This window comes from Acinetobacter sp. 70_2, from assembly GCF_056736115.1.
On record NZ_JBWZIP010000015.1, the window covers coordinates 1,593,711 to 1,604,290 of the forward strand.

Sequence of the window (10,580 nt, forward strand, 5' to 3'; positions counted from 1 at the left end):
AATCCTATAAAAGCCCTAATAAGCGTCCACGAATAATATCTTCTGCTTCTTTGACAATTCTGTTAACCAGTTCATCGCATGTCGGAATATCATGAATCAAACTTGCGACTAAACCACATGACCATGCACCTGCATTGACATCACCATCAATCATGACTTTTGGATAAACCCCAGCAACTTCTTCAATAATATCTTCAAATTTAATGTTATCGCCGAGTGCTTTTTCTTTTGCCACGATTTTTTCTACGGCCGCATTATTCATGACACGTTCTGTATTACGCAAAGCACGCATAATTAAACGCGTATCTCTTTCGGTTGCATTCAAAATCGCCTGTTTCACATTTGCATGTACGGGTGCTTCCTGAGTCGCAATAAAACGGGTTCCCATATTAATTCCATCTGCTCCCATCGCTAAAGCAGCAGCGAGTGAGCGTCCATCTGCCATTCCACCTGAGGCAACAAACGGAATTTCTAATGCATCAGCAGCTAAAGGCAATAAAATCATATTGGGCACGTCATCCTCACCAGGATGCCCACCGCACTCGAAACCATCTACAGAAACCGCATCGCACCCAATTTGCTGAGCTTTTAAGCTATGTCGAACCGAAGTACATTTGTGAATTACTTTAATACCAGCAGCCTTTAAATACGGCATGACTTGTTCAGGATTACGCCCCGCTGTTTCTACAACCTTTACGCCACCTTTAATGATTGCCTCTACGAAACCCGGATAATCAGGAGTATTCACCGTAGGCAAAAAGGTTAAATTTACCCCAAAAGGCTTATCGGTCATTTCTCGGCAACGTGCAATTTCTTTTGCCAGATTTTCAGGTGTACGCTGAGTTAAGCCAGTAATAATGCCTAACCCACCCGCGTTAGAAACCGCAGCAGCCAGCTCTGCAAAACCAACATAATGCATACCACCTTGAATAATTGGATGCTCGATTTCAAATAGTTCTGTAATTTTGGTCTTCATATTATTTCCACTCACTGTTCTATAACTAGCTTCTCATTTCCATAGCAGAGCTAGATGCTTATTTACTCATAAATCCTGTCTACATTTAAAGCAAATTAAGTTAAAATTTCACAATACAAAATTTTATACCACAATATAAAACAAAATAATTGATAACGGAATTATTTTTCGATAGCATTATTTAATGAGTTTAATTTTTAGACAGAAAGTTATTAAAGGAATGAATAATGCAACAGGACAATAAAACTCAAAGCGAGCTTAAAACAGGCACAATTCATGAATCTTTTGATAGAAATATACTAACGCTCACCATGAGTAATCCCACTAAAAAGAATGCAATTAATTACGAAATGTATGCGGCCCTAAGTCAGGCATTAGATGAGGCTGCAACTAATCAAGACATTCATGTCGTTGTGCTGACTGGTGAAGACTCCGCATTTACGAGTGGTAATGATGTCAATGCATTTGAAAAACGCGACGCATCAAGTTCAGAACCACCCGCTTCGATTGTTTTCTTAAAAAGCTTAGCAACGTTTCCAAAACCGATTATCGCTAAAGTAAATGGTGTGGCAATTGGTATTGGCAGTACTATGCTTCTACATTGTGACCTTGTATATGCAAGCCAAAACTCTATTTTCCAATTTCCCTTTGTGAATTTGGGACTTGTACCTGAAGCGGGTTCAAGTTACATCCTGCCAAGACTATTGGGCTTTGCTCGCGCTTCTGAAATTATTTTATTGGGTGAAAAGTTTTCGGCAGACCAAGCAAAAAATTATGGTCTGGTAAATGAAATATTTGAGGCAACTGAACTGGATCAAGCGGTTGAAGATGTGGCTATTAAACTTGCTCACAAACCAAGCCAAGCCTTACAACTGAGTAAAAAGTTACTAAGAGATATGCCAATCGATGATCTACTTAATCGTATTGATCATGAGTCGACTATTTTCTCGCGTTGTTTACAGGGTTCCGAGTTTAAAGAAGCATTAAGTGCTTTCAAAGAAAAAAGAAAACCGAACTTTCACAACCAAACATCCTAAAGCTCACCCATTAAAAAGCCAGCATTGAAGATCAAAGCTGGCTTTTATAAATAAATCAAATAGGTTTAGCTAATCTCGGTACGAATATTATTCACCATGTGTAAAAGACGCGGTGCAATATCTTCTTCGAGTTTTTCACGGTTCATAATGAAGCTTGGGCCACCACAATTGAACACCAGCAAACCATGTTGTTCATGAATCAGTGGGACTGCAACCGAATTTACATCTTTATGCCATTCGCCGATTGAAAAACAGTATCCAAAATCTTGGTAGTCTTTAAAAGCTTTGTCTAGATCACGGTTAATTTTGATCCAGTCTTCTTTGTGTTTGCTACGGATGGCATCAAGTAAAAATTCTCTTTCGTCTTCAGGCATTGCAGCTAAACATGCACGCCCCATAGAACTTAAATGAATCGGTAAATAGGTTCCAACTTGACGGCGCATGGTCATATTGCCTTTGCCTTGCACCACATCAAGGTAAATCATGTTCAATCGATCGCGTGTTGCCATGGCAACAGCAGCGCCAGCATAGTCTGCCAAATTTTTCATATATGGATGAGCAATAGAACGAATCGATACGTTAGACAGCATCGAATAACCAAATGCAAGAACCCCTACTGAAAGCTGGAATTTGCTTGAGTTAGGCACTTGTTTGATATAACCCAAACGCGACAAGGTATGTGTAAGGCGAGTAATGGTTGGTTTTGGCAAACCTGTCATTTGAGCAAGCTCTTGGTTACCCAAATGCTGATGCTTCGGTGTAAAACAACGTAATAGCTCTAAACCACGTGCTAATGCAGTAATAAATTGGCGATCATTTTCATCTTGCATATCTTCAATCGGATGTAATAATTCATGCCTTAAAGGCGCTAATAATTTTTCCGTCTGTTCTGCATCAACTGCATCGTTCATTGTCATACCAATCCATATTTTGTTTCGCACTGCGAAAATTATAATCTATTTTTTCTATAAATAGCAAAAGAGCAAACATCCGAGTCTGCATCTAAAAGATAACTTCATTTAACTCATTAAAGCGAAAGATTAAATATTTTATTTTCTGATTTTAAATATAATTTTAACCTTCCGCTTTTAAACCACCTACCCAATTACGCCCTTTTCTTTGAGCTCAGCTAGTTTTTCAGGAGAAACTATTCGCCCCAAAACGGCCTGCGTATGTTCACCCAACAATGGAGGAGCTGTTTTGTATTCAACAGGCGTTCTAGAAAGTTTGATTGGCGAGCCAATTACTTTCAATTTCTCACGCTGAGGATGATTCATCTCGACTAACATTTCTCGGGCAATGACTTGCGGCTCTTGAAAAGCTTGTTCCAAGTTATTAATCACACCGACAGGAACTTTAGCGGCATAAATTGCATCTACCCATTCATCTGCTGTTTTTGTTAAAAAGTGTGTTTGTAAAATCCCGATAATTTCATCACGATGCTTGATTCGATCTGCATTTCGGGCAAAACGCGGATCATTTGGTAAATCGGGTAAACCAATACTACGACAGAGTTGAATAAACTGAGTGTCATTTCCGCATGCAATAATGAAATCACGGTCAGAAGCTTTGAATACTTGATAAGGCACAATATTGGCGTGTGCATTGCCATAACGTTTAGGGATATTACCCGATGAAAGATAGTTCATTCCCTGATTTGCCATTGTGGCAATTTGAACATCAAGCAAAGCCATATCAATGTATTGGCCTAAACCCGTCACATGACGGTTGAGTAAAGCAGCCTGTATGGCAATCGTAGAATAAAGTCCCGTAGCTAAATCAGAAAATGCGACGCCTACTTTTTGTGGACCACCACCCGGCAAATCATCACGCTCACCCGTGACTGACATAAGCCCGCCCATGCCCTGAATAATAAAGTCATAACCCGGCTCTTCTGCTCTTGGACCATTTTGACCAAAACCTGTAATTGAGCAATACACCAGTTTAGGGTTAATGGCAGATAAAGACTCATAGTCCAAACCGTACTTTTTCAAAGAACCCGCTTTGTAGTTTTCGATCACGACATCGGTGTCTTGAATAAGGGCTTTAATCAATTCTTGGCCATCAGCACTCGCAATGTCGATAGCAACAGATAGTTTATTGCGGTTGGTAGACTGATAATATGCAGCTTCTTGAGTGTCTTGGCCTAAGTCATCTTTCATCCAAGGCGGCCCCCAAGAACGGGTATCGTCACCGACTTTTGGTCGTTCAATCTTGATTAGTTCTGCACCTAAATCTGCAAGAATCTGTCCACACCAAGGTCCAGCCAATACTCGACTTAAGTCAAGTACCCGAATTCCATTTAAAGCACCCATCTTCATCCCACTATATTTTGTGACTCATTTCCTATAGGAAAACTTATCCATTTAAAATTTCGCATAGCGATATATATTTTTAATATACACAGCTCTTTTGAAAAATCAAACTTTAATTTTCCACTAAAAATAATGATTTTTTATAAGAAAATATAGCTTAAATAAATCAATAAATTAGCCAAACATAAATCAACAACAAAGTATCGCATTGCGAAATTAATTTTCAAAATATATTGTTTTGCGTTCATCCTTTGATTACTATCGCTTCAAATATTGGTGATTTTACGAACATCACATTGATGTTTTCTGCATGTAGTAAAAGGACGAGACTATGATTCGAGATCAGGAAACCTTAAATCAACTTGTTGATATGATTCGACAATTTGTTGAAGGTGTATTAATTCCTCATGAGAATGAAGTCGCTGAAACGGATGAAATTCCTCAAGATATCGTTGAGCAAATGAAAGCGCTGGGCTTATTTGGTTTAACCATTCCAGAAGAGTACGAAGGTCTTGGCCTGACGATGGAAGAAGAAGTCTATGTGGCTTTTGAATTAGGCCGTACCTCTCCTGCTTTTCGCTCTCTCATTGGAACCAATAATGGCATTGGCTCAAGTGGCCTGATTATTGATGGGACCGAAGTACAAAAATCATTTTTCTTGCCACGTTTAGCACGTGGTGAAGTGATCAGTTCTTTTTGCTTAACCGAACCGGATGCAGGTTCTGATGCTGCCTCTTTAAAAACCAGCGCTGTAAAAGACGGTGACTTTTACATTTTAAATGGTACTAAACGCTTTATTACCAATGCTCCTCACGCTGGTGTATTTACAGTCATGGCACGTACAAACCCTGATATTAAAGGCGCTGGTGGCATTTCTGCTTTTATTATCGATAGCCAAACTCCGGGCATTTTTCTTGGCAAACGCGATAAAAAAATGGGACAAAAAGGTGCCCATACCTGTGATGTGATTTTTGAAAATTGTCGTATTCCTGCTTCGGCACTCATTGGTGGTGTAGAAGGTGTTGGTTTTAAAACTGCGATGAAAGTGCTGGATAAAGGCCGTTTGCATATTGCGGCTTTAAGCGTTGGAGCAGCAACCCGAATGCTAGATGATTCTTTAAATTACGCCATCGAACGCAAGCAATTTGGACAACCGATTGCCGAATTCCAACTCATTCAAGCCATGCTTGCTGACTCAAAAGCTGAAATTTATGCAGCTAAATGTATGGTCTTAGACGCTGCACGTCTACGCGATGCAGGACAAAACGTTAGTACTGAAGCCTCATGCGCAAAAATGTTTGCAACCGAAATGTGTGGCCACGTTGCTGATCGCTGCGTACAAATTCACGGCGGTGCGGGTTATATCAGTGAATATGCCATTGAACGTTTTTATCGAGATGTTCGTTTGTTCCGCCTCTATGAAGGCACGACTCAAATTCAACAAATGATTATTGCCCGAAACATGATTCGCGCTGCGTCTTAATCAAATTTTAAGCGCTTTAAAACGACTTGAAGTGCTTTTTATCAAATGTAGGTAATGGATTATGGCTACAAATTACAAAGAAGGTCTTTCTCGTATACAGCCTCATACGTGGAAAATAGCTTTTATTTTTGCTTTTCTAGCACTGTTGGTAGATGGTGCAGATTTGATGCTACTGTCTTATAGCTTAAATAGTATTAAGGCAGATTTTGGATTAAGTTCAGTACAAGCAGGTATGCTTGGCAGTTTTACATTGGCAGGCATGGCTGTTGGTGGAATTTTTGGGGGATGGGCGTGCGATAAATTTGGTCGTGTGCGCATTGTGGTTATTTCTATTTTAACTTTCTCGCTCCTCACCTGTGGCTTAGGTTTTACTCAAAGCTTTCTTCAGTTTGGTATTTTAAGATTTTTTGCATCACTGGGTTTAGGTTCACTTTATATCGCCTGTAATACCCTCATGGCCGAATATGTCCCAACCCGTTACCGCACCACAGTACTGGGTACCCTACAAGCTGGCTGGACGGTTGGCTATATTGTTGCGACCTTACTTGCAGGCTGGATTATTCCTGATCATGGCTGGCGCATGTTGTTTTATGTTGCGATTATTCCTGTCATTATTGCTGTTCTCATGCATATTCTGGTACCAGAACCTGAAGCATGGCAAAAGTCTCGACTACAACAACCAGTTGTGACTCAGAATGCTCAAAAAACTTCGGCATTTAAGCTTATTTTCCAAGATAAACGAAACCGTAATATGTTTATCCTATGGGCGTTAACGGCAGGCTTTTTACAGTTTGGCTACTATGGTGTAAATAACTGGATGCCGTCATACCTTGAAAGTGAACTGGGTATGAAATTTAAGGAAATGACCGCTTATATGGTAGGTACATATACCGCGATGATTTTGGGTAAAGTTCTTGCGGGCATGATGGCCGATAAATTAGGACGTCGTTTTACCTATGCCTTTGGTGCAATCGGCACTGCTATTTTCCTACCGCTCATCGTTTTTTATAACTCGCCAAGCAACATTCTATATTTACTGGTGACCTTTGGTTTCCTCTACGGCATCCCGTATGGCGTAAATGCAACCTACATGACCGAAAGCTTTGCGACTGCTATTCGCGGTACAGCCATTGGCGGTGCTTATAATGTCGGACGTTTAGGTGCTGCTTTAGCCCCTGCAACGATTGGTTTCTTAGCCTCTGGCGGCTCAATTGGTTTAGGTTTTGTCGTCATGGGTGCAGCTTATCTGATTTGTGGTGTGATACCGGCCCTATTCATTAAAGAAAAATTATATGACCCTCAAAAGTCATAAAAAGATCTATCAGATAGGTCATATGCCTATCTGGTTGATGGTGCTAACGATCGAAACATGTGTTTTAAATCGTTAGCCAAAAATAAGGAATTGACGTTTCAAAGTTAATCCTTATTTTCATATATGTAGAGTTTATTACTCTTCATTTTAATTTTTTAGGTAAGCTTAGCTCCCAAGGGAGCTAAGCTTAAAAATATATAGACCTAAACTCTGTTTAAGGTCGTTCACCCTGCTCCAAACGGCGTTCAATATCATCTAGTACGTTTGGTAAGTCAGCGACACTATCAATCACATAGTGAGCACCCGACGCATTCATTTTTTGGTATGCCTTATCTTTTAGAACAATCTGTTCATCAGCCGATAATGCACTCCACTCTTCATAGCTTAAACCGACTTCATTACCACTAATCGCAAGTCCTACTGTCCAGCACCCTGCATTTAAACCTTCGTCAATCCCCACCACGGTATCATCTACTTTTACAACAGTTTTGATATCAGAAACATCGAGTTGAATTAAGTTCTTCCATAACATTTCAGGATATGGCCGGCCAAATTTCACATCACTGGCAGTGACGATACAGTCTGGACAGTAGCCCTGATCGGCAGCATCTTTAACCAAACGACCAATCATCATGGATGCATAACCCGTGTTACTGCCAATTTTTGCACCACGCTTTTTAATATTTTCAAACGTTTCTAATGCTCCCGGAATTAAAGCAGAACATGTTGGAATCGATTTTAATTGATAAGGAATAAAATCTTTATATAAACGATCAATATCTGCTTCAGTTGCCGCCTGACCATATACTTCCTGCCATGCAGTCGCTACACGCGGCATTTTTAAAACTGCTGCAATATGGTCACGTTTTTCTAAACCCATTGGCGCTCGAGCTTCTTCAACCGTAATTTCAATTTTATTGTCTTTAAATAAAGCCATAAAAGCCAAAATCGGTGCGCGTGAACCAAAATCTACAGTTGTGCCAGCCCAGTCAAAAACCACAGCCTGAATTTGTGTATTGTTGGTCGTCATGGTGTATTCCCTTTAATTCAAATGTTTTAATAAAAGTTATGCTGTTACAGCTTGATTGAGATGGCTTTCGCAGTAGCTGGCAATCGCAGCAAGAAGCCCTTCAATGTCTTGAATATAAACTTCGCCAATATTGCCAATACGGAAGCAGTTGAGATCGGTGACTTTGCCCGGATAGATCACATAGCCTGATTTTTTCAGGGTTTCATAAAATGACTGGAAGCTAAATGACTTGGCTGTTGGGTAAAGAAAAGTGGTAATGAAGGGTGATTGTGGGCACTCTTCATCGAGTACCAATTCAAAGCCCAGTTGTTGCATACCTTGCGATAAGATTTGCTGGTTTTGTAAATAACGTTGAAAACGTGCAGCTACTCCGCCCTCTGTCTCAAGCTCAAGCAATGCTTGATAAAATGCACGTACCACATGGGTTGGCGAGGTAAAACGCCATTTACCGTTATGCTGCTCCATTGTGTTCCACTGGTCATATAAATCGAGGCTAACCGAACGTGCCAAACCTTTACACGCTTCTAGGCAATCCCGTTTCGCCAAAATGAAACCAAAGCCCGGAACACCTTGAATACATTTATTCGCACTTGAAATTAGAAAATCAATTTCAAGCTCAGCCATATCCATTGGCACTCCACCAAATGAACTCATGGCATCCACAATCCAGATTTTTCCTGCTGCTTTCACCAAACGGCCAATGTCTTGAATCGGGTTTAAAATTCCTGTGGTGGTTTCGCAGTGCACACAGGCAACGTGACTAATGGTTTTATCTTGTAAAACACGCTCAATCTCTTGTAAATCTGGTGTCTGGGTTTCTAAATAATTCAGCTCTACAACTTCAATATTTAGGCAGCGTGCCATTTGCACCATACGTGCACCGTATGCGCCATTATTAATAATCAAGATTTTGCCATCACGCGGAATAGCTGAACCAAGCACAGACTCCACAGCAAAACTACCACTGCCTTGCATTAGCACAGCCGTATATTTTTCAGGTTGGCTGGTTGCCAAGTTGACCAATCGATTACGAATATCTTGTACAAGCGAATTATATTCTTGGTCCCAAGTACACCAGTCTTTTTGCATGGCGCGGCGGACTGTCGCAGAAGTTGATAACGGACCTGGCGTTAGAAGCAAATATTTATTCTCTAAGTCCATATCGAGTTGTGGTTGCATGTTCATAATGTTGCTCATCTTGTTCGCGTTAATTTCAATATACATCAATCTGGTTTAAACCAGATGACAAACTAGTAAATATTTTGTTCTAATATTTCTTTCATAAATCCAGCCCCTGTGGTCATGCCTTTGCCAGCAATCGCACTCACCAAAAAGATATTTTTTTCAGCTTCAGTGATACAGGCCAACTCATGTTCATGGGTCAGGTAATAACCATTCCAACGTTTTTGAATTGGAGGTAAAGTCATACCCAATTTTTCATGGCAATAAGTTTGAATAAACTCATTAATGTCTTCACGCTGCTCGAACTGAGGCGCTTCATTAATCGAATGATATTCGTGGCTATCACCGACGATGAGTTCACCAAATTCGTTTTGTTTAATCAGAATATGAATGCCGAACTCTTTAATAAATCCCTGTTGCGATGCTTTAGTCAGCTCAGCATGACTCGGGCAAATTTCAAAAGCTGGATACCGTGAAATGGATAAACCTGAATACATAGACGCATTTAAGTTTTGATGGAACCGATGAGTCAGAGCCATTTGTAGGCCACAACGTTTCAGGTTCAAACTTTGTAAAAGATCTGGATATAAAACATCAATCACCTCACCGTGACAGATCAAAACTTTATTTGCCCGATAAGTCACTCCATTTGCCAAACTAACCCGACAACTTTCACGCTGATATTGAGTTTGAACAACACAAGCATTGGTATAAATTTCTACACCTTTACTTTCGGCATATGCCAACAGTCGCGGCCCAACCACATGCGGTTCTACCGAATAATCTTCTTCAAAAACCAAGCCGCCTTGAAACTGCTGCGAAGGATTTAAATAGGAAAATTGGGTGACCAGCTCATCATGACTTCGTAAATGAACTGGAATTTGGTAGTTATTTGCACGCTCGGCAAACTCATTTAAAACCTGCCATTCAAGTGCCGTATTTGCCAGATAGACACCTTGGCGTTGAGCAAAGGAAATATCAGTTTCAGCTTGAATGCGTTGATAAAAAGAACGCGTTTCAAGAGCGTACTTTCGCCACTGTTGCTCTGGATGGGTTAATGTCGATGTCCCGACCATGCCAAAATTACGGCGAGTCGCCCCCACTGGCTTAGAATTTTTCTCGAAGATACAGACTTTTAAGCCTTGCTCTTGTGCCTGTATGGCAGCAGACAAACCTAAAATACCGGCACCGACAACAATTAAATCAAACTGTGTGTTATTCATAAGACTTCCAATTTGCGAAATT

9 protein-coding genes are annotated in these 10,580 nt (G+C 40.4%); 3 read left to right on the forward strand and 6 right to left on the reverse strand.

The window, feature by feature from the left end; genetic code table 11:
- Window positions 1-4: 4 nt before the first annotated feature.
- Window positions 5-976, reverse strand: a complete 972-nt coding sequence (locus AC1PJ9_RS16590; RefSeq protein WP_014206433.1) for an NAD(P)H-dependent flavin oxidoreductase — start codon at window positions 974-976, stop codon at window positions 5-7.
- 227 nt (window positions 977-1,203) lie between these two features.
- Here AC1PJ9_RS16590 and AC1PJ9_RS16595 point away from each other — a divergent pair, with 227 nt between their 5' ends.
- A complete protein-coding gene (locus AC1PJ9_RS16595) occupies window positions 1,204-2,013 on the forward strand; it encodes an enoyl-CoA hydratase (protein ID WP_311087850.1) in 810 nt (269 codons plus the stop codon).
- 65 nt (window positions 2,014-2,078) lie between these two features.
- Here AC1PJ9_RS16595 and AC1PJ9_RS16600 read toward each other — a convergent pair whose 3' ends face one another.
- Both AC1PJ9_RS16600 and AC1PJ9_RS16605 read right to left on the reverse strand, forming a co-directional pair.
- The gene (locus tag AC1PJ9_RS16600; RefSeq protein ID WP_000996082.1) at window positions 2,079-2,924 is read right to left on the reverse strand and encodes an IclR family transcriptional regulator; all 846 of its coding nucleotides are present in this window, start codon (window positions 2,922-2,924) and stop codon (window positions 2,079-2,081) included.
- Window positions 2,925-3,110: 186 nt separating this feature from the next.
- Entirely contained in the window at window positions 3,111-4,328 is a 1,218-nt protein-coding gene (locus AC1PJ9_RS16605; RefSeq protein WP_311087851.1) for a CaiB/BaiF CoA transferase family protein, read from the reverse strand.
- Between the two features lie 331 nt (window positions 4,329-4,659).
- Here AC1PJ9_RS16605 and AC1PJ9_RS16610 point away from each other — a divergent pair, with 331 nt between their 5' ends.
- A complete protein-coding gene (locus tag AC1PJ9_RS16610) occupies window positions 4,660-5,811 on the forward strand; it encodes an acyl-CoA dehydrogenase family protein (RefSeq protein ID WP_311087852.1) in 1,152 nt (383 codons plus the stop codon).
- Window positions 5,812-5,872: 61 nt separating this feature from the next.
- Window positions 5,873-7,123: an MFS transporter gene (locus AC1PJ9_RS16615; RefSeq protein ID WP_057077459.1), complete on the forward strand. Its 1,251-nt coding sequence runs from the start codon at window positions 5,873-5,875 to the stop codon at window positions 7,121-7,123.
- A gap of 214 nt (window positions 7,124-7,337) precedes the next feature.
- On the opposite strand, the gene phnX is transcribed toward AC1PJ9_RS16615, so the two are convergent.
- The 3 genes from phnX to AC1PJ9_RS16630 are packed head-to-tail and all read right to left on the reverse strand — an operon-like array spanning window position 7,338 to window position 10,558.
- Window positions 7,338-8,153: a phosphonoacetaldehyde hydrolase gene (phnX, locus tag AC1PJ9_RS16620; protein WP_311087853.1), complete on the reverse strand. Its 816-nt coding sequence runs from the start codon at window positions 8,151-8,153 to the stop codon at window positions 7,338-7,340.
- Window positions 8,154-8,189: 36 nt separating this feature from the next.
- Window positions 8,190-9,377: a 2-aminoethylphosphonate--pyruvate transaminase gene (gene phnW, locus AC1PJ9_RS16625; protein ID WP_263614960.1), complete on the reverse strand. Its 1,188-nt coding sequence runs from the start codon at window positions 9,375-9,377 to the stop codon at window positions 8,190-8,192.
- 26 nt (window positions 9,378-9,403) lie between these two features.
- On the reverse strand, window positions 9,404-10,558 hold the full coding sequence (locus AC1PJ9_RS16630; protein ID WP_263613448.1) for a TIGR03364 family FAD-dependent oxidoreductase: 1,155 nt from the start codon (window positions 10,556-10,558) through the stop codon (window positions 9,404-9,406).
- Between the last annotated feature and the right edge of the window lie 22 nt (window positions 10,559-10,580).

Coding starts and splice junctions, on each gene's coding strand:
- AC1PJ9_RS16590 (WP_014206433.1), bottom strand. CDS start 976: ATGAAGACCAAAATTACAGAACTATTTGAAATCGAGCATCCAATTATT.
- AC1PJ9_RS16595 (WP_311087850.1), top strand. CDS start 1,204: ATGCAACAGGACAATAAAACTCAAAGCGAGCTTAAAACAGGCACAATT.
- AC1PJ9_RS16600 (WP_000996082.1), bottom strand. CDS start 2,924: ATGAACGATGCAGTTGATGCAGAACAGACGGAAAAATTATTAGCGCCT.
- AC1PJ9_RS16605 (WP_311087851.1), bottom strand. CDS start 4,328: ATGGGTGCTTTAAATGGAATTCGGGTACTTGACTTAAGTCGAGTATTG.
- AC1PJ9_RS16610 (WP_311087852.1), top strand. CDS start 4,660: ATGATTCGAGATCAGGAAACCTTAAATCAACTTGTTGATATGATTCGA.
- AC1PJ9_RS16615 (WP_057077459.1), top strand. CDS start 5,873: ATGGCTACAAATTACAAAGAAGGTCTTTCTCGTATACAGCCTCATACG.
- phnX (WP_311087853.1), bottom strand. CDS start 8,153: ATGACGACCAACAATACACAAATTCAGGCTGTGGTTTTTGACTGGGCT.
- phnW (WP_263614960.1), bottom strand. CDS start 9,377: ATGTATATTGAAATTAACGCGAACAAGATGAGCAACATTATGAACATG.
- AC1PJ9_RS16630 (WP_263613448.1), bottom strand. CDS start 10,558: ATGAATAACACACAGTTTGATTTAATTGTTGTCGGTGCCGGTATTTTA.